The organism is Pseudonocardia adelaidensis (genome assembly GCF_039543345.1).
Taxonomy (GTDB): domain Bacteria; phylum Actinomycetota; class Actinomycetes; order Mycobacteriales; family Pseudonocardiaceae; genus Pseudonocardia; species Pseudonocardia adelaidensis.
Window position 1 is genome coordinate 106645 of sequence record NZ_BAABJO010000027.1, and the last position, 22862, is coordinate 129506.

Here is a 22862-nt window from a genome sequence, read left to right on the forward strand (position 1 = left end):
TCAGTCGAGCACGGCGTAGGCCTCGACCTCGACGAGCACGTCGGGCTCGAACAGGTAGTCGACGCCGATCGCCGACAGCGGCGGCAACGGCCGCGGGATGCCCAGCTCGTCCACGACGCGCTCGACGCCCGCGACGAAGTCGTCGTACTTGTCCGGGCTCCAGTGCGTGACGAAGAACCGGAGGCGCACGACGTCGGCGAAGCTCGCTCCGGCTCCGGCCAGGCCGCGCGCCGTGCTCCGCAGCGCGTGCGCGACCTGACCGGCGAGGTCACCCGTCGCGACCGGGTTCCCCTCGGCGTCGCGCGCGATCTGGCCGGCCACGTGCACCTGGCGGGCCCCCGTGCCGATCGAGACGTGGTGGTAGGGGACGGGAGCGAACATGCCCTCCGGGGTCAGCAACTGCACTGCCACGATTTTCCCTTCAGTGGTGGACCAGGTATCCAACGTCTACCTGGTGCCCAAAGGGAACTTCAACGAGACTAGGTGGCATGCAGGAAACCGCTCCCCACCACCCGGAAGGCCCACAGCTCACCGAGCAGCACCGCGAGCTGCTCGACCAGGTGCTGGACAAGTGGTCGCTCCAGATCCTCGACTCGCTCTGCGAGCGGCCCTTGCGCTTCAACGAGCTCCGCCGGGCGATCCCCGTCGTGACGCAGAAGTCGCTCACGGCGGCACTGCGTCGCCTCGAGCGCAACGGGATGATCGAGCGCGTCGTCACGAGCACGCGCCCCGTGGCCGTCGAGTACCGCGTCGCACCGCTCGGGAGGTCGCTGCAGGACCTCATCGACGCCCTGCTGCGCTGGAGCACCGTCACGTTGCCCGACGTCGAACGAGCGCGGGCGCGCTTCGACGACCTGTCGTGACCCGGCCCGCCGAAGATCAGCCCTGGAACCCGTCGCGCGCGTGGCCGCGCAGGTGGTCCAGGTCGAAGTCGAGCCCGAGGCCGGGCCCGGCCGGCAGGGTGAGCCTGCCGCCGCGGTTGTCCAGCGGGGCCGTGAGGAACTGGTTGTAGCTGCTCAGGTCGTGGCGGCTCGACTCGATCCGGTAGAAGTTCGGCACGGTCGCCATCACGTGGCCACCCGCGACGAGGTTGACCGGGCCGGCCGCGTCGTGCGGCGAGATCGGCACGTAGTAGGCCTCGGCCATCGTGGCGATCTTCTTCAGCTCGGAGATCCCACCGGTCCACGTCACGTCCGGCATCACGAAGTCGGCGAGCCGGTTCTCGAGGACCGGGACGAAGTCCCACCGGGTGTGCAGCCGCTCTCCGACGGAGATCGGGACGCGCACGCGCTCGCGCACCTGCTCGAGGGCGTGGTAGCTCTCCGGCGGCACCGGCTCCTCGTACCAGTGGATGTCGCCCACCTCGTCCAGCGCCTGGCCGAGCCGGATGGCGGTGGGCACGTCGAACCGGCCGTGGGCGTCGATGAGCAGCTCGACGTCGGGGCCCGCGGCCTCGCGGATCAGCGCCGTCAGCTCCATGGCCTTCCGCTCGTCGGTGCGGCTCATCGCGCCGTCGAGGTAGCGGTCGTTCGCCAGCGGCACCCCCGGCTTGTGCGGGAACGGGTCGAACTTGATGCCGGTGTGGCCGGAATCGACGATCTCGCGGATCTCCGCGACGACCCCTTCGGGCGTGCCGAACCGCCGCTGGTCGGGGTGGGTGTAGATCAGCAGGTCGTCCCGGACGCGGCCGCCGAGCAGGTCGCAGACCGGCAGGCCGAGGACCTTGCCGCGGATGTCCCACAGCGCGATGTCGACCGCGCTCACGACGTTCGTGCCGGCGCCGCGGCTGCCCATGTAGGTGAACGCCCGGAAGATCTTGTGCCAGGTGTCCTCGATGCGCGCCGGGTCGTCGCCCGCGACCAGGTCGTTCACCTGCCTGACCATCGACGCGATGCCGCGGTTGGCCGTGGGCGTGGTCGTGGTGATCTCGCCCCAGCCGCTGATCCCCTCGTCCGTGCGCACCTCGACGAAGAGGTACTCGCCCCATCCCGTGCCCTCGGACCCGACCAGCCACGGCACCAGTTCAGTGATCTTCAACGTCGCCTCTCCTCGTCCCTTCTCGTCTCCGCCTTCACGCCGCGGACGTCGTGACGTCGGCGGCGCGCTCGAACGCCGGGTCGAGCGTGACGCCCCAGCCGGGGGCGGTCGGGGCGGGCACCGCACCGTCCACGACCTGCAGGACCGGCTCGAAGATCCCCCGGCTCCACGGGGTGTGCTCGATGCTCCACTCCTGGTACTGGGTGCACGCGGGCATCGCCGCGGCGAGGTGGAGGGTGAAGACCTGCAGCAGCGAGTCGTTCGCGCAGTGCGGGGTGCAGGGGATTCCCGCCGCCTCGGCGAGCACGGCCACCTTGCGGGCGCGCGAGATGCCGCCGATGTAGCCGATGTCGGGCTGCACGATGTCGACCGCGCGGCCGGAGATCATGCGCTGGAACTGCGGCATCGAGGTGTCCTGCTCACCGCCGGACACCGGGATGTCGAGCGCGGCCGCGACCTGCGCGGTCTGCTCCAGCTCCGGGAACGGGCACGGCTCCTCGAAGTGGAAGTAGCCGTGGTCCTCCATCAGCCTGCCGACCCGGATCGCCCGGCTCACGGAGAACCCGCCGTTCGCGTCGGCCGAGATGTCCACGCCGTCGCCGAGCACCTCGCGCACGTGCGGGACGATCCGTTCGGTACGCCCCGGCGCCGCATCCACGTCCCGGCCCATCACCTCCCCGACGCGGATCTTCACGGCGCGGAAGCGCTGCTCGGCCACCAGCGCGGCGAGCCGCTCGGCCTCCTCCTCCGGCGTGACCGAGCGCTTCATGCTGGAGGCGTACATCGGCACGGACGCGCGGGCGTGCCCACCGATGAGCTTCGCGACCGGCTGCCCCGTGACCCGCCCCAGCACGTCCCACAGGGCGGTGTCGACCCCGGCGAGCGCGCGGTGCAGGAAGCTGCTCGGGAACTTGTAGTGGACGCGCACGCACTCGTCCACCAGCGCCTCGACGTCCCACGGGTCCTTGCCGAGGAACAGCGGCGCCACCATCGCGTGCAGCACGTGCGCGCTGACGGCCGCCTGGTACGGCGCGGTCTGGCCGATGCCGATCGCCCCGTCGTCCGTGGTCACCCGGACCACCGCGACCTGGTCGCGGACCAGCGTCTCGATGCGTCGGATCTTCACGGGCAGGCCGGGCGGAGAGGGTCGAAATATTTTTCGAAACGCCTGGGCTCGCGCACGGCGGTGGACACGACGGAACTTCCTTCCGGCAAGCGGAAAGTCGATTTCGACAGACGATAGGCGGCCGGGATCCGGTTGGTCAAGAGCCGGGGCCGGCCGCCGATCAGACCCCTGGACGAACCGCAGGGACAGCGCCGGCCGGCCGGTCTGGCGCCTCGGCCACCCGCGGCAGCAGCCACACCGCGATCCCGGACACGGCCGCGAGCAGCGCGATGTAGCCCGCCACGGCCGTCCACGAGCCGGTGGCCACCAGGAGCATCGCCGAGAGCAGCGGCGTCAGGCCGCCGCCGAGAACGGCACCGAGCTGGTAGGAGAGCGAGGACCCCGTGTAGCGCACGTCGGCGCGGAACGACCCGGAGATGATCACCGCCTGGACCGCCACCATCAGGCCCAGCACCACCCCGAGCAGCGCGGTGGCCAGCAGCACGGCGCCCACCGCCGCGGTGTTCACCAGCGCGAACACCGCGAACGGCACCAGCACGCCCAGCACCGACGACACGGTGAAGATCCGGCCGGGGCCCACCCGGTCGGAGACCAGCGCCGTGAGGCAGGCCACCACCAGGTACACGACCGACGCCGCCGTGATCGCGAGCAGCATCGACTGCGGCGCGACGCCGGCCGTGCCCGTGCCGTAGCTCAGCAGGTAGACCGTCAGCAGGTACCCCAGCGCCGACGGCGCGAAGGTGATGCCCATCCCGAGTGCGACGGCGACCGGGCTGCGGCGCAGCACCTCAAGGAGCGGCACCCGCCGCACCTCACCGCGGCTGCGGATCGTCGAGAACTCCGGGCTCTCGTCCACCTTGAGCCGGACCACCAGCGCGACGGCCACCAGCACGGCGCTCAGCAGGAACGGGATCCGCCACCCCCAGGCCGCGAACTGCTCGGGCCCCAGGCCCGCCGCCACCGCGAAGAACACCAGGTTCGCCAGCAGCGCGCCGGCCGGCAGCCCGACCTGCGGGAACGCGGAGTAGAAGCCACGCCGCCCGGCCGGGGCGTGCTCCAGCGCCAGCAGGACCGCGCCGCCCCACTCTCCGCCGACCCCCAGGCCCTGCAGGAACCTCAGCGCGATGAGCAGGATCGGCGACGCGAGCCCGATCTGGGCGTAGGTGGGCAGTGCAGCGATGAGGACGGTGCCCGCCCCCATCAGCAGGAGTGACGCCACGAGCGTCTGCTTGCGGCTGTACCGGTCGCCGAAGTGACCGAACACGATGCCACCGATCGGCCGGGCGATGAAGCCGACGGCGAACGTGCCGAACGCGGCGAGCGTCGCCGCCGCGGGCGAGAAGTTCGGGAAGAACTGGGAGGCGAAGATCAGCGCCGCCGCGGCACCGTAGAGGTTGAAGTCGTACCACTCGATCGCCGTGCCGACGAAGGTCGCGGCGGCGACCCGGCGGCGCCGGGCCCGGTCGGTGGGAGAGGTGGTGGGTCGGGTCACGAGCGCTCCTGACGTACGTCGTCGGACGAGGAAGCGGAACGGGGTCAGTCCCAGCGGAAGTCGGCGGTGTCCGGCACGCGCACCATCCGCCAGTAGTCGAGCAGGGTGAAGGGCCAGACCTGGGAAGCCCGGCCGGCGGCGTTGCGGTACCAGCTGTTCACGGTGGCCACTCCCCATGCCATGCGGGCGTTGCCTGCGTCGACCGCGGCGTTGTACGCGTCGTGGGCGGCCGGCCGCACCTCGACCGTGCGCGCGCCGCGGGTGAGCAGCTCGCGCAGGCAGCCGAGGATGTGGTGCACCGCGATCTCGGAGAACAGCAGGATGCTCCCGTTGATCACGAGACCCGTGTTGGGACCGAAGACGCAGAACAGGTTCGGGAAGCCGGGCACGTGCACGCCGAGGTGGGCCCGAGCGTCCCCGGCCCACCAGGCGTGCAGGTCCCGGCCGCCGCGCCCGCTGACCCGGATCGGGGCGAGGAAGTCCGAGGCGTGGAAGCCGGTCGCGTGGATCAGCACGTCGGCGTCGTGCAGCCGGCCGTCGGCCGTGTGCACGCCCTCCGGGACGATCCGCGTGATCGGGTCGGTGACGAGCTCCACGTGCGCCCTCTTGAGCGCGGCCGGCCACACGCGGTTGTCGCGCATCATCCGCTTCGCGCCGGGGGCGTAGTCCGGCATCACCTTGGCCAGCAGGTCCGGCCGGTCGCCGAACCGGCGCCGCAGGTGCGCCTCGAGCGCACGGCGCAGCGCCGCGTTGCGCGCCGACACGGACCCCGCCTCGTGCCAGTCCGGATCGACCTCCGCGAAGGGGCGGCGCCCGTCGACCGAGGTCCAGAACTGGTAGTAGCGCAGCCACCGGTGGTAGGTGGGCAGATCGCGCAGCAGGCGGCGCTCCGCGGGCGGGATCGGCTCGTGGTAGTCGGGGGTGGGCAGCATCCAGGGCGGGGTGCGCTGGAAGACCGTCAGCGACCGCACCCGGTCGACGATCGAGGGCACCACCTGGTAGGCGCTGGCCCCGGTGCCGATCACCGCGACGCGGCGGCCGGTCAGGTCCACGTCGTGCCGCCACCTGGCGGTGTGGAACGCCGGGCCCGCGAATGCATCGCGGCCGGGTACGTCCGGCAGCTTCGGCCGGTTCAGCTGTCCGGTCGCACTGATCACCGCGTCGGCCTGCAGCGCCACCTCGGAGCCGTCGTCGCGGCGGGCGCGCACCGTCCACCGGCGGGTCCCGTCGTCGAAGGTGGCGGCCACGACCTCGTGCCCGCAGCGGATCCGGCCGCGGAGGCCGAACCGGTCGGCGACGCCCGCGAGGTAGGCGTGGATGTCCGCGCGGGTCGAGAACCGGTGTGGCCAGGCCGGTTCCTGCGCGAAGGAGAAGCTGTAGGCGAAGTTGGGGGTGTCCAGCCGCGCGCCGGGATAGCTGTTCTCCAGCCAGACCCCGCCGACGTCGGCGTTGCGCTCGAGCACCGTGACGCCGATCCCGGTCTGCCCCAGCCGGTGGGCTGTGACCAGCCCGGACACCCCGGCCCCGATGACGATCACGTCCAGGGTGCGCCCGGGGGCGACCTCGTCGACCGTCCACCCGGGCGCGCCCGCGTCCACCGGTAGCCCCAGCTCGTGCGCCATCAGCGGCAGGTACTCGTCGCCGACGTCCCCGGAGACGAAGCGCATCAGCGTCCGCAGCCCGGCCTCGTCCGGATCGGGCGCGGCGACCATGCCGCCGTCGCGGAACGCGTGCAGCGCACCCAGCGCGCGGTGCCGCGCCCGCTCCTGCACGGCCGGGGCCATGCCGCCCTGCGGCTCGATCCGGTCCGGCAGCAGCCGCAACGGCGGCCGCAACGCGGGGTCGACCAGCGACAGGTCGCCCGTGAGGTGCGCGAGGGCGGGCAGCAGCGCGGGCAGCTCCGCACCGCGCACCGCCGCGACGAGCGCGTCCTCGTCGTTCAACAGCGCGGCCAGCCCGGCCGGGGCGGCGGTGGACGCGATCGACATCCGTCGAGCATCGGTGAGCGGCGAGGCGCCGGAGATACTGAACGGTCGGCGGTGATGCCCGGTGAGAATCACCGCAGGGCTTGACGAAGGAGGCCGGAGTGGAGCTGAGACACCTGCGCTCCTTCCTCGCGGTCGCCGAGGAACTGCATTTCGGCCGTGCCGCGAAGCGGCTCTTCATCGTCCAGTCCGCGCTCAGCCGGCAGATCTCGGCGCTGGAACGCGAGCTGGACGTCACCCTGCTGGAGCGGGACCGCCACCGCGTCGACCTGACTCCGGCGGGCCGCGCGCTGCTGGAGGACGTCCGGCAGCTCCTCGGCCACGCCGACGAGGCCACCCGCCGCGCCCGGGCGGCGGGCCGCGGTACGGCGGGCACGTTGCGGCTCGGGTTCATCGCGCCAGCGCTCTACGCCGCGCTGCCCCCGTTGCTGCGCACGTTCCGGGCCCGGAACCCGGAAGTGCGGCTCATCCTCGAGGAGATGCACAACCAGCAGGCCGTCGACGGCGTGCGAAACCGCCGGATCCAGGTCGCACTCGTCCGGTTGCCGGTGCGGCAGTCGCCCGACCTGCGCCTGCAGCCGGTGCAGAGCGAGGAGGTGCTGCTGGCCGTCCCGGAGGACCACCTGCTCGCCGGCCGGCCGGAGGTCGCGCTCCCCGAGCTGGCCGACACCGACCTCATCCTGATCGCCCGCGGCCTCGAGCCGGAGCTGCACGACTACTACACGAGCGCATGCGCGGAGGCAGGCTTCAGCGCCCGCATTGCGCACGAGGTCGACCGCACCCACGTGGCGATGGGGCTGGTCGCCAGCGGGCTCGGCGCGGCCTTCGTCCCGGCCTCCGCCCGCCGCGTCGCCCAGCCCGGGGTCGCACTCGTGCCGCTCACGGGGATCGAACTGCGCCTGCGGATCGCCGCGGCCTGGAACGACGCCACCGACCCGGTACTGGCTCGCTTCCTGGACCTGTGCCCCGGCGGTGCGAACGCCGCGCTAGCGGGATACCCGGACGCCTGACCGGCCGCCGTCCGGCAACACCGTCGGCTGGTAGGCGATCAACCGCCACCCCTCGTCCACCCGCACCCAGACGGCCAACGCCCGGTTGGCGAGCGTCTTGCGGGTGCCGCCCGCGGTGATGTCCGCGTGCATCTCCCCGATCACCAGCGCGGTGTCGCCCTCGACGACGACCCGGTCGATCGGGTGGTCGATGCGGTGGTAGACGTAGAAGCCGGACTCGACCTTCTCCCGGTACGAGTCGAGGGTGTCCACGCTGCCGTTCGAATGCGTGTAGGTCAGCCGCGGGTGGGAGAGCGCCGCGAACGCCGGGAAGTCGCCGCGCAGCACGGCGTCGTAGCGGGCGTCCTCCAGCCCGCGGATCGTCGCCTCGACCTCCGCACCGGACTCGGTCACCGGACGTCCTCCTCCATCGGTCGACCTCGCGCGCATCCGCAGCGCGCTGAGCACCCTGGCCATGTCCTGCTCCCCGAGCCCGGCCGCCACGGCCTCGTCGAGCACGGCGAGCGCGACCTCCGATGCGGGCACGCCGGCTCCACCCCGGCGCGCCAGCTCGAGGGCCATGGCGAGGTCCTTGCGGATCAGGGACACCGGCGCGGCGACCCCGGCGACGTCGGGCTCGAGGAACGCCTTCTCCTTGTAGCCGACGTACGGCGCACCCGCCGCGCTGTTGCGCAGCACCTCGTAGAAGGCCGCGGGATCCAGCCCGCCGCACTCGGCGATCAGCAGGCCTTCGGCGACCCCCTGGCTGAGCAGGCCGAGCACCGCGTTCATCGCGAGCTTGGCGACCGACCCGGTGCCCACCGGGCCGGTGTGGAACTGGGCCGACGTCATCGCGGCGAGCACCGGACGCGCCCGCTCGACGAGGTCGGGGGCACCGCCGACCATCGTGGTGATCGCCGCGGTCTCGGCGAGCGACACGCTGCCGGACACCGGGGCGTCGACGATCGCCACCGGGCCGCCTTCCGCGAGCTCGCGGACGACCTCGGGCCCGACCGTGCCCATGACGATGTGCAGGTGGTCGGGCCCCGCTGCGGCCAACCCGCCCCGCACCAGCTCCCGGGTGCTCGCGGCGTCCGGCAGCATGCTGATGCTGATCGGCGCCTCGGCCAACGCCGCGGCGTCCGTCACGGGCGTGACGCCGTCGGGCATCTCGTCGACCGCCGGGTCGTGCCCCAGCACGGCGTGCCCCGCCGCCACCAGGTTGCGTGCCATCGGACGGCCCATCCGGCCGATCCCGGCGAACCCGATCAACACGGCGTCCCCTCCCCCCTCGGTCACCCCGGCACGGTAGCCGCCCGGACCCCCGGAGCGTCAAGCAGCACTTGACGGTTGGAGTGCTGCTGTACAGCGCTCCGGCGTTGCTGCACACTCGGGCACGCCCGATCGGCCCGACACGAACGGAGTTGTTCGATGTCCCCGTCCGCTCCCCCCACGCGCACCCTGCTGCACGGCGGCGTCGTCATCACCGCGGATCCCGCCACCGACGTCCTCCCCCGCGGCGACGTCCTCATCGAGGGCGACCGCATCGCCGCCGTCGCGGCGCGGGTCGAACCGCCACCCGGCACCGAGGTGGTCGACGTGTCCGGGCGCATCGTCATGCCCGGCTTCGTCGACACCCACCGGCACACGTGGCAGTCGGTGGTCCGCGGCTATGCCGCGAACTGGACGCTCGGCCAGTACCTCGCCGGCATCCACAGCGGCCTGAGCAGGCACTTCCGCCCGGAGGACACCTACGTCGCGAACCTGCTCGGCGCGGTCGAGGCGCTGGACTCCGGGATCACGACCCTGCTCGACTGGTCGCACAACCTCTACACCCCCGAGCACGGCGACGCGGCCGTACAGGCCTTGCGGGACGCCGGTCTGCGGGCGGTGTTCGCCCACGGCGGCGGCGCCCACGAATGGGGGGCCGTACCCTCCGACGTGCCGCACACCGGCGACGTCCGGCGGATCCGGTCGGAACACTTCTCCTCCGACGGCGGGCTGGTCACGATGGCCATCGCGCTGCGCGGGCCGCAGTTCACCACCCCCGAGGTCAACGCCCACGACTACGCGCTGGCCACCGACCTCGACCTGCCGATCACCGTGCACGTCGGGGACGGCGAGTGGGGACGCAGCGGCCCGGTCCGCGGTCTGCACCGCGACGGCCTCCTCCGCGACCGCACCACGTACGTGCACTGCTGCACGCTCGCCGACGACGAGCTCCGGATGATCGCCGACTCCGGAGGGAGCGCGTCCGTGGCGCCCGACGTCGAGATGGCGATGGGCCACGGCTGGCCGGCCACCGGGCGCCTGCTGCGCGCCGGCGTGCGCCCCAGCCTCTCCATCGACGTCTGCAGCCTCAACGGCGGCGACATGTTCGCCACCATGCGCACCGCGATCGGCGTCCAGCGGGCGCTGGACAACGAGCACCACGTCCGGGAGGGCAGCTCCCCCGACCGGCTCGACCTCACCTGCCGCGACGTCGTCGAGTTCGCCACGATCGACGGCGCCCGGGCCTGCGGGCTCGGCGACCGCACCGGCTCGCTGACCGCGGGCAAGCAGGCCGACGTGATCGTCCTGGCGCCCTCGCCCGCCACGGCACCGCTGAACAACCCGCTCGGCGCCGTCGTGTACGCCGCCCACCCCGGCCTGGTCGACACCGTCTACGTGGCGGGCCGCTGCCGCAAGCGCTCCGGCCGGCTCCTCGACATCGACCTGGACGACCTGGTGCGGCGGGCCGTGCGGTCCCGCGACCACCTCGTCTCGGCGTACCCCGATGCGGGCTCCGGGAGCGAGTGGTTCCCCGGCACCGTCCGCCCGGACGACCGTCAGTGACCGCCTGCCGGGCGATCCCGGTGGACGATGAACCACAGCGCCCGGCAGTCCTCCGCACCGGAGTTCTCCAGCTTGTGCGGCCGGGTGGCGTCGAACGCGGCCGTGTCCCCCACCCCGAGTTCGTAGGTCTCGAAGCCGAGGTGCAGCGTGAGCCGCCCGGCCAGCACGTAGCAGCAGTCCAGGCCGCTGTGCTGGCTGAACCGCCCGGCCTCCCCGGATGCGCCGCCGGCGGGATAGGTCGCCTCCAGGAACTCCAGCTCGCCCGGGTCGAGGTGGGCGAGCCGCTCCCACACCACGCCGGTGTCGAGCTCGATCCGGGCCCGCTCGGCGCTGCGCACGACCGGTGCACCCCTGACCACATCCGGCGGTCCGGCCTCCACCGACGTGCGCTCCGGGGCGCGCTGCGCCGCACCTTCCCGGGCGAAGAGCGCATCCATCGACAGGCCGAGCTCCTCGACGACGGCGTAGAGCGTGGCCACCGATGCGCGGCTGCGCCCGATCTCGACCTGGGAGAGCATGCTCGCCGACACGCCCACCCGTTGCGCGAGCGCCCTCAGCGACAACCCCTGACGCAGGCGCTCCGCGCGCAGGCGAGCACCGACTTCCGCCTCCACCCGCTGCCCCCTTGCCACCACCGCGTCCGGCCGCGCTCAGGGTAGCCACCGGTGAGACGTCAGGTGCCGCAGGCGATCCGGCGCGCGTCGTCACCACACCCCGGAGGCCGCGCCGTCCTCACCGAGGTAGGCCTCCCGCACGCGCGGGTCGGCCAGCAGCTCGGCCCCGGTGCCGCTCAGCGTGGTGCGACCCAGGTCGATCACGTAGGCGTGATCGGAGAGCGACAGCGCCGCCAGCGCGTTCTGCTCCACGAGCAACACGGTCGTGCCCGAGTCCCGCAGCCTGCGGACCGTCTCCAGGATCACCTGGGTCATGATCGGGGAGAGCCCCATCGACGGCTCGTCGAGCATGAGCAGCTCCGGACGCGACATCAGGGCCCGGCCGATGGCGAGCATCTGCTGCTCACCGCCGGAGAACAGGCCCGCCTTGGCCGCCCGGCGCCCGCCGAGGACCGGGAACATCGCGTAGATCCGTTCCAGGTCGGCCTCGATCCCGGGCTCGTCGCGGCGGGTGTGGGCGCCCAGGCGCAGGTTCTGCTCCACCGTCATCCGCGCGAAGAGCCGCCGCCCCTCCGGGCTGTGCGCCACACCGCGGGTGAGGACCTCGTGCGCCGGCAGCCGGTGCAGCGGCTCGCCGTCCAGGAGGATCTCCCCCGAGACCGGCCGCAGCAGCCCGGAGATCGTGCGCAGGGTCGTGGTCTTGCCGGCGCCGTTGCTGCCGATCAGGCTCACGATCTCGCCGCGACCGACCGCGAACGACACACCGCGCACCGCCTGGATCGCGCCGTAGGCGACGGTGAGGTCGCGGACCTCGAGGAAACTCATCCGTGCCACCCTCCTCCGGCCCCGCCGGGCGGCGCCCCCAGGTACGCCTCGACGACGCGGGGGTCGCCGCGCACCCGCTCTGGCGTGCCCTCCACCAGCACCTCTCCCCGCACCAGCACCACCACGCGGTCGCACGTGCCGAAGATGAACTTCGTGTCGTGCTCGATGACGACCACCGAGATCCCGAGTGCACGGACGGCCGAGATCAGCTGCCGGGTGGCCGCGGTCTCCTGGGCGTTCATCCCGGCGGTCGGCTCGTCGAGCAGCAGCACCTCGGGGTCGGTCGCGAGCGCCCGTGCGATCTCGAGCCGCCGCTGGTCGCCGTAGGCCAGGTTGCCGGCCGGCTCGCCGGAGGAGCGCGTCAGCCCGACGAACGCCAGCAGCTCGCCCGCCCGCCGCGCGGCCTCCGCCTCGCTGCGCCGGAACGCCGGGCCGTGCAGCAGCGACGACAGCGCGCCCTGCCTCATCCGGACGTGCCGGCCGACCAGCACGTTCTCCTCCGCCGTCATGCTCGGGAAGAGCCGGATGTTCTGGAACGTCCTGGCCACCCCCCGCTCGGTGACCCGCGCCGGGTCCGGCGGCAGTGGGATCCCGCGCATCGCCACCGAACCCGACGTGGGCGTGTACAAGCCCGTGAGGCAGTTGAACAGCGTGGTCTTGCCCGCCCCGTTCGGCCCGATCAGGCCGATGATCTCGCGGTCGGCGAGCGTGAACGACACGTCCTTCAGCGCGGTGAGCCCGCCGAACCGCATGGACACGGCGGCGGCGTGCAGGACCGGTTCGCCGACGAGCGGCCGGCCGAAGTCCACGGTGGGCTGGTCCGGCATCGGACGGTCCGGCATAGCACGGTCCGGCATTCAGCGGCCCACCTTCGCCAGGACCGCCGGCAGCACGACGGTCGGTTCCTCCCTGCCGGGGGCGCGCTCCGCCCGCCGGTGCGTGTCGGGCACCAGGCCCTGCGGCCGGAACCGCATGATGAGGATCAGCGCGATCCCGAACAGCAGCAGCCGGTAGTCGGAGAACTCCCGCAGCTTCTCCGGCAGCACGAACAGGATCGACGCGCCGAGCACCGCGCCGGGGATCGTCCCCATCCCGCCCAGGATCACCGCGGCGAGCAGGGTGACCGACTCGATGAACCGGAAGCTCTCGTAGGACACGGTCGCCGTCTTGTGCGCGTAGAACGCGCCGGCCATCCCGGCGAGCATCGCGCCGATCAGGAAGGCGAGGATCTTGGTCGACCCCGTCCGGACGCCCATCGCGCGCGCCGCGTCCTCGTCCTCCCGGATCGCGATCCACGCCCGGCCCAGCCGCGAGTTCTTCAGGTTGGCGAAGACGAGCATCGCCCCGGCGACGATGAGCACGATCAGCACGTAGTAGAGCACCCCGGGGGCCACCCGGACGCCCCCGATGACCAGCTTCTCGTCGAAGCCGTGGCCGAACAGGGACAGCGGCGGGATGCCCGGGATGGCGTTGGAGCCCCCGGTCAGCCCGCCGATGTCGTTTTGGGCCGAGCGGACGAAGATCTCGCCGAAGGCGAGGGTGACGATCGCCAGGTAGTCGCCCCTGACGCGCAGCGTCGGCGACCCCACGACCGCGCCGAACAACCCCGCGACCACCGCGCTGATGACCATCACCAGCGGGAACGGCAGGTCGAGCCCGATGCGCGACGCCGCGGCGCCGGAGAGGTTCGCCGCGACGAACGCCCCGATGCCCAGGAACGCGATGTAGCCGAGGTCGAGCAGCCCGGCGAGCCCCACCACGATGTTCAGCCCGATCGCCGCGGCGGCGTACACGCCGATGTTCGCGGCGACCGTCATCCAGTACTCGGTGCCGGCCCCGGTGAACGGCAGCGCGAGCGCGCACAGCAGCAGCACCCCGATGCCGAACCCGCGGTGGCGCTCCGACAGCGCCGCCACCCACGAGGACAGCCCCGACGCGTGCAGCGCGCCCATCCCAGCGCCGGCAGCGGCGAGGAACGACAGGAACACCGCGCCCGCGTACACGTTCGCCGCGCCGCCCTGTCCCCCGCTGGTGAGCACCGCCGACACCAGCACCAGGAGCAGGACCAACACCCCCAGCAGCAACAGCCGCTCCCACCACGGGGGGAACCGCCACTGCCACGCCGGCACGTCCGACGCCCGCCCACGGGCGGACGCCGCCAGGATCAGGACCCCGCCCACCAACGCGACGGGCGCCCCGAACGCCACGTCCTCGTCGGACACGGTGATGGCGCCCAGCCCGCCACCGTCGACCGTGATCCACAGCCCGTTGAGGACGCTGACGGTGACGACACCGGCGCCGAGCGCGCGCAGGATCCTCCCTTGTCCCGGCACCGCCACCAGCGCGAACACGAGCGCCGCCACCCCGAAGGCCAGCAGATGCGCCCGGTACCCGGCCAGCCCGAACGGCTCCCTGAAGAACTCCAGCGTCGCCTTCGCGGGGTACGGCCCGTCGTTCAGCACGAAGGTCGCCCATGGCAGATAGGTCCCGGTGATGGTGAGCAGGCCGCCCGCCACCCGCAACGCAGTGCTGTTGACGAGCTCGGTGGCGTTCACGCCCGCACCCGCTCCGTCTCGCCGAAGAACCCCTGGGGCCGGTACACGAGCACCGCGATCAGCACCACGAAGATCCAGACGTAGTCGTAGGCCGTTCCGCCCGGCAGGTACTGCCCTCCGAGCGCCTTCACCAGCCCGATCACCAACCCGCCCACCACGGCACCCCTGATGTTCCCGATGCCGCCGAGCACGGCGGCGGTGAACGCGAAGATCCCGGTCTGGAAGCCGATGTCGATGTTGACGAAGCCAAGGTCGGCCCCGTAGAGGATGCCCGCGACCCCGGCGAGCACCCCACCGAGCGCGAACGTCGCCACGATGACCCGGTCCGGGTCGATGCCCATCAGGCGGGCGATGTCGCGGTCCTGCGCGATGGCGCGCATCGCCCTCCCCATCCGCGAGTGGTCGATGAACCGCTGCAACGCGACCGCCAGCACCACCGACCCGACGATGATCAGCACCCCGGTGTAGCGGACGGGCACCCCGTCGCCGATCGGGATGACGTAGGCGCCCTCGACGAACACCCGGGGGAACGGCAGCGGCGAGATCGCCCCCGGGTAGAAGACGCGCACGGCCTCCTGCAACGCGACCGACACCCCGAGCGCCGTGATGAGCGGCGCGAGCCGCGGCGCGTCGCGCAGCGGCCGGTAGGCGAACCGCTCCATCGCCACCGCGGCCGCGGCCGAGACCGCGGCGCCGGCCACGAGCAGCAGCGGGAGGGCGATGTACCACTGCTGCTGCAGGATCGCCGGCAGCAGGTAGGTGGACGTCGCCAGCCCGCCGTACGCGCCCACCATGAACACCTCGCCGTGCGCGAAGTTGATCAGCTGAATGACGCCGTAGACCATCGTGTAGCCCAGCGCGATGAGCCCGATCAGGGAACCGAGCACCAGGCCGTTGACGATCTGCGAGAGGAGCGTGGACAACAGCGTCGACAAGCCGGTCAGCTCGACGGCTCGAAGACCCCGGTCTCCAGGGGAGCGAACTCGTCGTCCTCCACCGTGGAGACCGTGAGCACCTTGTTCGTCGTGTCGCCGAACTCGTCGAACGCCACCTTCCCGCTCGCCCCGGAGAGGTTCGTCCGCTGGACCGCGTCGAGGAGCTGCAGCCGGCTCGGCTCGTCGAACTCACCATCACGCACGACGCCCGCCAGCGCCTGGATGATCACGTTGGTCGCGTCGAACGTCATCGGCCCGTACGCGCTGGACGGCTCGGCGTAGCCCCCCGCGGCGTACGCGTCGACGAACGACTTCGCGCTCGAGAGCGACTCCACCGGGGCGCCGATGTTCGTCGCGAAGTCGCCGGGCCGCCCGCCCAGCCGGATGTACTGCGGATCGGCGATGCCGTCGCCGCCCATCAGCGGGATGTCCAGGCCCGCCTCCGCGAGCTGCTTCGACAGCGGGCCCGCCACGGGGTACTCGCCGCCGTAGTACACCGCGTCCGGCTTGCTCGGACGGATGGCGGCGATCGTCGATGAGAAGTCGGTGTCCTTCTCCCCCACCTTCTCCCTGGCGACGATCCGCGCGCCGAGGCGCTCGGCCTCCGCCACGAAGTTCTCGACCAGCCCGACGCCGTAGGTCTTGCCGTCGTCGATGACCGCGATCTTCTTCTTGCCCGCCTTCTGCACCAGGTACCGCGCACCGAACGGGCCCTGCACCAGGTCGTTCGCCGCCACCCGGAAGTAGGTCGGGAACGGGCGTTTCGGATCGGTGGCGGCCTCCTCGCCCCTCGTCAACGCGGGCCCGGTGTTGCCCGGGGAGATCTGCACGATTGAGCGCTGGGCCAGTACCGGCGCCGCCGACTGTGCGGTGGACGAGTTGTACGTGCCGACGACGGCCACGACCGCCGGGTCCGAGGCCAGCTTCGTCGCCGCCTGGGCCGCGATCTGCGGGAGGCTCTGGTCGTCCTCGGGCTGGAATGCGAGGCGGTAACCCGGGACGGTGCACTTCTCGTTGGCCTGGTCGACCGCCAGGTCGGCCGAGTTGCGCATCCCCAGTCCGATCGCCGACAGGCTCCCGGACATCGGCGCGATCATCCCGATGACCAGCGTGCCCTTGCTGGCGTCGCACGACGGACCGGAGGCGTCGCCCTCCGAACGGTTCGTCCCGCACCCCGCGAGCAGGATCGCGCCGACCAGGACCACCCCGGTGGCGGTCACCGCATTTCTCCGACTCATCGCTGTTGCTTCCCCCATCACATATCCCGATCGGGCGAGCGGCCCGATGCGGGCGTGACGCTAAAGGGGTGAAGGGCGCCGGTCGTCCCACCCAGACGGGAACCTCGGCTACCCCGGACGGGGTACGAAGTCGCTACACCGAATGAGGGAGACGGGACGATGCGGGCAGGACCAGCCCGGTCTCGTATGCGACGACGACCGCCTGCGCACGGCTGCTCAGGTGCAGCTTCGCCATCAGGCGCTTGACGTGGGTCTTCACGGTGGCCTCGCTGAGCACCAGCCGCTGCGCGATCTGGCCGTTGGTCAGGCCGTTGCCGACGAGCCGCAGGATCTCCGTCTCGCGCGGGGTCAGCTCGGTCAGCTGGGCGTTCGCCGCGGCCGCGGTGCGATGGTGCTGGGCATAGGTCTCGACCAACCGGTGGGTGATGCGCGGGGTGATCAGGATGTCGCCAGCGGCGACCGTGTGCACGGCGGAGATGATGCGGTCGGGCGGGGTGTCCTTGAGCAGGAAGCCGGACGCGCCTTCGCCGAGTGCGGTGTACACGTACTCGTCGAGGTCGAAGGTGGTGAGGACGATGATCCGCGGCGGGTCATCCCCCGAAGCAGCCAGGATGCGGCGCGTGGCCGCGATCCCGTCCAGCACCGGCATCCTGATGTCCATCAGGATCACGTCGGGCCGGGTCTGGGACGCCGACGCGACGGCCTCGGCGCCGTCGGCGGCCTCGCCCAGGACCTCGAGCCCGGGCGCGGCGGTGAACAGGGCGACGAGACCACCGCGGATCAGGGCCTGGTCGTCGACCACGAGTATGCGAATCATGATCCGTCCTCGCTGATCGGCAGGCGCAGGACCACGGCGAACCCGCGCTGCTCGCGTGGGCCGGCGGTCAGGACACCACCGTAGAGCTCGGCACGCTCGCGCATGCCGCGGATGCCGTGCGAGTCGGCGGCGGGGGACCCCGGGGCGAACGGGGCTCCGTCGTCACTCACCGAGAGGGTGAGCGTCTGCTCCCCGTAGTCGAGCTCGATCCGCGCCGACGCCGGGCCTGCGTGCTTCAGGATGTTGGTGAGCGACTCCTGGGCCACCCGGTACGCGCACAGGTCCGGTCCCGGCGGCAACGGACGGGCCCGGCCGGTCACGACCACGTCGACCGGTAGCCCGGCCTTGCGGGTGCGGTCCACCAGCAGGTCGAGGTCGGACAGGCCGGGCTGCGGGCGGTAGTCCGACTCGGCGTCGCGGTCGACCCGCAGCACGTCGAGCAAGCGGCGCATCTCCGCCAGTGCCTGCCGACCGGCATCACCGGCCGCGGAGATCGCGAGTTTGGCGGTGGGCGGGTCCGAGTCGAGCACGTACTGCGCGAGGCCCGCCTGCAACGACACGACCGACATGTGGTGGGTCACGATGTCGTGCAGCTCCCTCGCGATGCGCACCCGCTCGTCGGCGACGGCGCGCGCCGCCCGTGCGGCCATATGCTCCGAGCGCTGGGCCCACCGCCGGGTGGCGTCGCCCAGCCCCCACACCCCCAGCAGCACCAGCGTGGGAAACGCCAGTACCGACCCGCCGGGCATCCCCGCGGCCGCGAGGAAGGCCGCCGTCGCCACCACCGCCGGCACGAAGGCGACCGCAGCCGCGAGGGGAGGCCGCAGCGTGGCGACGGTGAACATCCCGACGATCATGCCGAACCCGCCGCCCGGGACCTCTCCGGTGCCGGGGGCGAGCAAGCCGTACGCCGCGATCGCCCCGGCCATGATCCACGTCGCCAGCACCGGCACGCGCCGGCGGACGGCGATCGGCGCGACCGCGAGCACCGCCACGAGGTGGACGAGCCAGCCGCCCGCACCGCTGCGGGAGGCCGTGTCCACGGCGAGCGCAGTCAGCACCACGGCGAACAAGGCGTCCGTGAGAACCGCTTGGTGGCCCATTCGCACGGCTAGACGTTAGGACGCGGTGATCACGGTCTCGCCGCCTCCCTGGGGTATCCGGGCCTACCCCCACGGGGGCAGCCGGCGGCTGCTGAACCGGTCCCGAACCGCGGATCCGCGTTCCTCCCTTGACCCGGCCCGCGCCGCACCCGCACCCTCTGGTCAGTGGTCAGTCCACTTACCAGGACGAGGAGGTCCGGGTGACCAGGACGGCGCAACGGGACGGGATCGGGCCGCGATCGCTGGCGCGGGTGGCGTTCGCGTCCGGGATCGGGTCCTGCCTGGAGTGGTACGACTTCTTCATCTACGGCACCGCGGCCGCCGTGGTGTTCAACGTCCTCTTCTTCCCCGATCTGGATCCGGCCGTCGGCACGCTGGTCGCGTTCGCGACGTTTGGGGTCGGGTTCGTCGCCCGGCCGCTCGGGGGGCTCTTCTTCGGCCACTTCGGCGACCGGATCGGGCGCAGAGGTGTCCTCGTCACCACCCTGCTGCTGGTGGGCGGGGCGACCTTCCTCATCGGCTTCCTCCCGGGGTACGACAGCATCGGCGTCGCGGCTCCGGTGCTGCTCGTGCTGATGCGGTTGGTGCAGGGCTTCGGTGCGGGGGCCGAGTACAGCGGCGCGGTCATCTACGCCGTCGAGCACGCCCCGCCGCGCCGCCGCGGCTGGTTCGGCAGCTGGTCCCCGATGGGTGTCTCGCTCGGCACGCTGATGGCGTCCGGGGTGTTCGCGCTGGTCTCCACGCTGCCGGAGGAGCAGTTCCTGTCCTGGGGCTGGCGGGTGCCGTTCTGGCTCAGCATCGTCCTGGTCGCAGTCGGCCTCTACCTGCGGCTGTCCCTCGCCGAGACCCCCGTGTTCGAGGAGGCGCGCGAGCGGCGGGACGTCCTGCGGATGCCGATCAAGCACGCACTGGTGACGCAGCCGCGCAGCTTCGTGGTGGTGATCGGCGCCCGGTTCGCCGAGAACGGCCTCGGCTACCTGTTCCCGACCTGGAGCATCAGCTACCTCAGCAGCCAGCTCGGGTACTCGCGCACCAGCGCTCTGATCGCCGTCACGATCGCGACCTGCGCGCAGTTCGTGATGGTGCCGGTCTGGTCGATCCTCTCCGACCGGATCGGGCGGAAGCCGGTCTACGCGGGCGCGGCGCTGTTCTGCGCGCTGTTCGCGTTCCCCTACTTCCTGCTGCTGCACACCGGCAGCGCTCCGCTGGTGGTCTTCGGGATGGCCGCGGCCGTCGGCATCGGGGTGGCGGGGATGTTCGGGCCGCAGGCGGCGTACTTCACCGAGCTGTTCGGGCCGCGTGTGCGCTACAGCGGGTTCGCGTTCGCCCGCGAGCTCGGGTCGATCCTCGCCGGCGGGCCCGCGCCGTTCCTGGCGAGCCTGTTGCTCGCGTGGGCGGGCGGTGCGCCGTGGGCCGTCGCCGGGTACATGGTCGTGCTGTCGCTGATCACCGCCGCCGCCGTGTTGTGGGGGCCGGAGACGTACCGCAGCGACATCCTCGCCGAGCCGGCTGCAACGGCTACGGTCGCGGGAGCGCGATGACCGCGGGGACGACAATCGCGGTCATGCCCGACCGCCGCTCCTTCCGGCTGCTGCCGATCAAACAGGTACACGTCTACCGGGAGGTCTTCGCCCAGCTCGACGGGATGGTCGCGACCATGGCGCCCGGCGAACGCCTGCAGTCGGAGCGCGAGCTCGCCGAGCGGCTGCAGGTCAGCCGGGTGTCGGTGCGTGAGGCGCTGCGAGCGCTGGAGAGCATGGGGAAGATCGAGATCCGGCGCAACGCCGGCGCCTTCGTCCTCGACCCCGACGGCACCCTGCCGGCCGAGCAGCTCCTCGCCGGGATGGCGCCCGGCGCCGAGTCCCTGCAGTGGCTCACCGACCTGCGCACCGCCGTCGACACGCGCGTCGTGCAGCTGCTGGCGCGGCAACCGCGGCCCGACCTCTCCGCCGTGCGGGAGTTCCTCGACCGCGCCGCGGCCGAGCTCGCCGAGCAGGACGTCCAGCAGGGCAGCCTCGACGTCCGGTTCGAGGCACTGCTGGCCCGCGCGGCCGGCAACCCGGTGCTGGAGCGGGCGCAGAAGTGGGTGCACCAGGCGTGGGTCACCGCGTGGAGCGCGTTCGGGATCGCACCCGGTGACCGGCAGACCCTGCACTCCGAGCACGTCGCGATCCTGGCCGCGCTGGAGGCGGGGGACGCCGCGCGGGCCGTCGCGCTCATGGAGGGCCACGTCGACTGCCAGGTCCGAGACGCCGCGGTCCCCCGCGGCGACCAGGAAGGGAGTTCCCAGTGCACCTGACGCCGGATCAGATCGGCACCTACCGCGAGCAGGGCTACCTCGCGGTGCGCAACGTGTTCACCGCTGACGAGGTCCGTGAGCTGCAACGGGTGACCGACGAGTTCGTGGAGCGCTCGCGCGGCGTCGCCGAGCACACCGACGTGTTCGACCTCGAACCGGGACACACCGCCGCCGAGCCGCGGTTGCGGCGGCTCAAGGCGCCCCACCGCCAGCACCCGGCCTACGACCGCGCTCTGCGCAACGAGGCGGTGCTCACCCCCGTCCGCCAGCTCGTCGGGGACGGCGTCCGGTTCCAGAACACGAAGCTCAACCTGAAGTCACCCGAGTTCGGCAGCCCCGTCGAGTGGCACCAGGACTGGGCCTTCTACCCGCACACCAACGACGACGTGCTGGCGGTCGGCATCGCCGTCGACGACATGCTGCTCGAGAACGGATGCCTCATGGTGGTGCCCGGATCGCACCGCGGCCCCGTCCTCGACCACCACCAGGACGGCGTCTTCGCCGGTGCCGTGCCGCCCGGCGGGTTCGTCGAGCAGGCCGTGCCGATCGAGCTCCACGCGGGCGACATCTCGATCCACCACGCGCGGCTGCTGCACGGGTCGGCCCCCAACCGGTCACAGCGCCCCCGCCGGTTCCTGCTGTTCGAGTACGCCGCGGCCGACGCGTGGCCGCTGGTCGACTTCCCCGGTTGGGAACAGTTCAACGACCGGCTGCTGTGCGGCGACCCGACCGCCACACCGCGGCTCGAGCCCGTGCCCGTCCGGATCCCGCTGCCCAAGCACGCGCGGGCCGGCTCGATCTACGAGGTCCAGAGCGCCCTCGCCGAGAGCGCCTTCGGCTGATCGACCGGCTCAGAAGGTGGTGCCGTGGCTCGCCCCGTGGCCGCCGCCGTAGTCGCTGTCGTGGAACGTCGCGTGGTTCCGGCTGCCGTGCCGGCCGGGAGGACGCGGGGGCGGGATCTCCTCCGGGTCGTGCCAGATGTGGCGCGTGGCCGACATCCACCAGAACCGGAAGTCGGAGTCCGTGGGTTGTGTTCCGGGAGGCGCGCACGCCCGGGCGACGGCGTCCCGGGCGGCCGGGTCCCACTCGATCGTCCGGACGCCGGATTCCCCACAGCGCGCACAGCGCCTCTTCCAACTCCGGGACGGTCAGCCCCTGCTCGGCCGACTCCACGACCCGCACCGTGGTGGGGTCGACCGCGGACCAGCCCCAGATCGCCTGTTCCGCGAGCGCCTGCTCCCGCCTTCTCCGCTCCTCCGCGTCCGCCCGCGCCTTCTCGTGGAGGCGCCACCGCTCCGCGTCCTGCTGCCGGCGCTCGGCGACGGCGGCCTCTTCCCGCCGGAGGATCTCCTCGACGACGGGCCGGTACGTCGCCTCCGCGACCTCCGTCGCCCGCCGGTACGCCTGTTCCGCCCGCTCGACCCGTCGGGCGTAACCGGGCATCCCCGCCACCACGTGTCGACGACCCTCTGCTACGCGCGGCCCGCCGACAGGACCGCTTCCGTGAACGCGGCCTCGGCGGCGCGCCACGCGTGCATGTCGGCCGTGGTGCCCCGGATCCTGCCCCAGCCGATCTCGCGGCCATGGGCCTCGCTGACCGAGTAGTCCCTCGCCGGATCGGCGAGAACTCGGTGATCTCCCGGAACGGGGGAAGCCGACGGCGGCCGGGCCGCACCAGAAGCCCCACAGGGGACCACGTGATGTTGCAGAGCCAATCCACATCAACTAGAATCGAACACATGTTCGATGCGGTCTGCGAGGAGGAGGTCGGCGACCCCGTCGACCCCGAACTCGAGGACGCCTTCGACTGGATCGCCATCGAACGCGAACTGCGCCGCGGCGACGAGGAGCGCACCTGGGGCAACACCGCCCCGTCCGGGCTGTTCGCGCTGGAGATCGACGCCGACACCGAGTGCGAGGCCGGGCTGTCGGACGCCCAGCTGATCGATGCGATCGTCGGGTTCGACCGGGTCGCCGCATGGGCGCAGGCCCGGCAGGCCCGGCTGCTGGCC

At 72.3% G+C, this 22862-nt stretch carries 23 protein-coding genes; 8 read left to right on the forward strand and 15 right to left on the reverse strand.

Annotation, left to right across the window (positions count from 1 at the left end; translation table 11 throughout):
- Positions 1-411, reverse strand: a complete 411-nt coding sequence (locus tag ABEA81_RS29905) for a RidA family protein (protein WP_345609554.1) — start codon at positions 409-411, stop codon at positions 1-3.
- Positions 412-488: 77 nt separating this feature from the next.
- On the opposite strand from ABEA81_RS29905, the gene ABEA81_RS29910 reads away from it, so the two are divergent.
- Positions 489-863 carry a winged helix-turn-helix transcriptional regulator gene (locus ABEA81_RS29910; RefSeq protein ID WP_345609556.1) on the forward strand — a complete coding sequence of 125 codons (375 nt, stop codon included), beginning with the start codon at positions 489-491 and terminating at the stop codon, positions 861-863.
- A 16-nt stretch (positions 864-879) separates the two neighbouring features.
- Here ABEA81_RS29910 and ABEA81_RS29915 read toward each other — a convergent pair whose 3' ends face one another.
- From ABEA81_RS29915 to ABEA81_RS29930, 4 genes are read right to left on the reverse strand one after another with little or no spacing between them, the layout of a single operon-like run.
- Positions 880-2037 carry a mandelate racemase/muconate lactonizing enzyme family protein gene (locus tag ABEA81_RS29915; protein WP_345609558.1) on the reverse strand — a complete coding sequence of 386 codons (1158 nt, stop codon included), beginning with the start codon at positions 2035-2037 and terminating at the stop codon, positions 880-882.
- 34 nt (positions 2038-2071) lie between these two features.
- A complete protein-coding gene (locus ABEA81_RS29920) occupies positions 2072-3352 on the reverse strand; it encodes a mandelate racemase/muconate lactonizing enzyme family protein (protein ID WP_345609604.1) in 1281 nt (426 codons plus the stop codon).
- Positions 3324-4655 carry an MFS transporter gene (locus tag ABEA81_RS29925; protein ID WP_345609560.1) on the reverse strand — a complete coding sequence of 444 codons (1332 nt, stop codon included), beginning with the start codon at positions 4653-4655 and terminating at the stop codon, positions 3324-3326. The genes ABEA81_RS29920 and ABEA81_RS29925 overlap by 29 nt, the downstream gene beginning before the upstream one ends.
- A gap of 44 nt (positions 4656-4699) precedes the next feature.
- Entirely contained in the window at positions 4700-6643 is a 1944-nt protein-coding gene (locus ABEA81_RS29930) for a flavin-containing monooxygenase (RefSeq protein ID WP_345609562.1), read from the reverse strand.
- A 98-nt stretch (positions 6644-6741) separates the two neighbouring features.
- On the opposite strand from ABEA81_RS29930, the gene ABEA81_RS29935 reads away from it, so the two are divergent.
- Entirely contained in the window at positions 6742-7650 is a 909-nt protein-coding gene (locus tag ABEA81_RS29935) for a LysR family transcriptional regulator (RefSeq protein ID WP_345609564.1), read from the forward strand.
- Here ABEA81_RS29935 and ABEA81_RS29940 read toward each other — a convergent pair.
- Positions 7627-8928, reverse strand: coding sequence for an NAD(P)-binding domain-containing protein (locus ABEA81_RS29940; RefSeq protein ID WP_345609566.1), 1302 nt, complete (start codon positions 8926-8928; stop codon positions 7627-7629). The genes ABEA81_RS29935 and ABEA81_RS29940 overlap by 24 nt on opposite strands.
- Before the next feature lie 132 nt (positions 8929-9060).
- Between ABEA81_RS29940 and ABEA81_RS29945 the strand changes: the two genes are divergently transcribed.
- Positions 9061-10464, forward strand: a complete 1404-nt coding sequence (locus ABEA81_RS29945; protein ID WP_345609568.1) for an amidohydrolase family protein — start codon at positions 9061-9063, stop codon at positions 10462-10464.
- Here ABEA81_RS29945 and ABEA81_RS29950 read toward each other — a convergent pair.
- The 8 genes from ABEA81_RS29950 to ABEA81_RS29985 all read right to left on the reverse strand — a co-directional run bounded on the left by ABEA81_RS29950 (position 10458) and on the right by ABEA81_RS29985 (position 18551).
- Entirely contained in the window at positions 10458-11078 is a 621-nt protein-coding gene (locus ABEA81_RS29950; RefSeq protein ID WP_345609570.1) for a helix-turn-helix domain-containing protein, read from the reverse strand. The genes ABEA81_RS29945 and ABEA81_RS29950 overlap by 7 nt on opposite strands.
- Before the next feature lie 90 nt (positions 11079-11168).
- Positions 11169-11903, reverse strand: a complete 735-nt coding sequence (locus tag ABEA81_RS29955; protein ID WP_345609572.1) for an ABC transporter ATP-binding protein — start codon at positions 11901-11903, stop codon at positions 11169-11171.
- On the reverse strand, positions 11900-12760 hold the full coding sequence (locus tag ABEA81_RS29960) for an ABC transporter ATP-binding protein (protein ID WP_345609574.1): 861 nt from the start codon (positions 12758-12760) through the stop codon (positions 11900-11902). The genes ABEA81_RS29955 and ABEA81_RS29960 overlap by 4 nt, the downstream gene beginning before the upstream one ends.
- The gene (locus ABEA81_RS29965) at positions 12761-14458 is read right to left on the reverse strand and encodes a branched-chain amino acid ABC transporter permease (protein ID WP_345609576.1); all 1698 of its coding nucleotides are present in this window, start codon (positions 14456-14458) and stop codon (positions 12761-12763) included.
- The gene (locus ABEA81_RS29970) at positions 14455-15393 is read right to left on the reverse strand and encodes a branched-chain amino acid ABC transporter permease (protein WP_345609578.1); all 939 of its coding nucleotides are present in this window, start codon (positions 15391-15393) and stop codon (positions 14455-14457) included. The genes ABEA81_RS29965 and ABEA81_RS29970 overlap by 4 nt, the downstream gene beginning before the upstream one ends.
- 5 nt (positions 15394-15398) lie before the next feature.
- Positions 15399-16613: a branched-chain amino acid ABC transporter substrate-binding protein gene (locus ABEA81_RS29975; protein ID WP_345609580.1), complete on the reverse strand. Its 1215-nt coding sequence runs from the start codon at positions 16611-16613 to the stop codon at positions 15399-15401.
- Positions 16614-16764: 151 nt separating this feature from the next.
- The gene (locus ABEA81_RS29980; protein ID WP_345609582.1) at positions 16765-17448 is read right to left on the reverse strand and encodes a response regulator transcription factor; all 684 of its coding nucleotides are present in this window, start codon (positions 17446-17448) and stop codon (positions 16765-16767) included.
- Positions 17445-18551: a sensor histidine kinase gene (locus tag ABEA81_RS29985; RefSeq protein ID WP_345609606.1), complete on the reverse strand. Its 1107-nt coding sequence runs from the start codon at positions 18549-18551 to the stop codon at positions 17445-17447. The genes ABEA81_RS29980 and ABEA81_RS29985 overlap by 4 nt, the downstream gene beginning before the upstream one ends.
- A 200-nt stretch (positions 18552-18751) precedes the next feature.
- Here ABEA81_RS29985 and ABEA81_RS29990 point away from each other — a divergent pair, with 200 nt between their 5' ends.
- Genes ABEA81_RS29990 through ABEA81_RS30000 form a run of 3 tightly spaced genes read left to right on the forward strand, consistent with a single transcriptional unit; the run spans position 18752 to position 21692 of the window.
- A complete protein-coding gene (locus tag ABEA81_RS29990) occupies positions 18752-20092 on the forward strand; it encodes an MFS transporter (RefSeq protein ID WP_345609584.1) in 1341 nt (446 codons plus the stop codon).
- Between the two features lie 23 nt (positions 20093-20115).
- Positions 20116-20850, forward strand: a complete 735-nt coding sequence (locus ABEA81_RS29995; protein ID WP_345609586.1) for a FadR/GntR family transcriptional regulator — start codon at positions 20116-20118, stop codon at positions 20848-20850.
- The gene (locus ABEA81_RS30000) at positions 20841-21692 is read left to right on the forward strand and encodes a phytanoyl-CoA dioxygenase family protein (protein ID WP_345609588.1); all 852 of its coding nucleotides are present in this window, start codon (positions 20841-20843) and stop codon (positions 21690-21692) included. Before ABEA81_RS29995 ends, ABEA81_RS30000 begins: the two co-directional genes overlap by 10 nt.
- A 9-nt stretch (positions 21693-21701) precedes the next feature.
- On the opposite strand, the gene ABEA81_RS30005 is transcribed toward ABEA81_RS30000, so the two are convergent.
- Positions 21702-21848 carry a hypothetical protein gene (locus ABEA81_RS30005; protein WP_345609590.1) on the reverse strand — a complete coding sequence of 49 codons (147 nt, stop codon included), beginning with the start codon at positions 21846-21848 and terminating at the stop codon, positions 21702-21704.
- Positions 21849-22128: 280 nt separating this feature from the next.
- Here ABEA81_RS30005 and ABEA81_RS30010 point away from each other — a divergent pair, with 280 nt between their 5' ends.
- Positions 22129-22455, forward strand: a complete 327-nt coding sequence (locus ABEA81_RS30010; RefSeq protein WP_345609592.1) for a hypothetical protein — start codon at positions 22129-22131, stop codon at positions 22453-22455.
- 134 nt (positions 22456-22589) lie between these two features.
- On the forward strand, positions 22590-22862 hold a 273-nt coding region (locus ABEA81_RS30015; RefSeq protein WP_345609594.1), incomplete at its 3' end, for a hypothetical protein.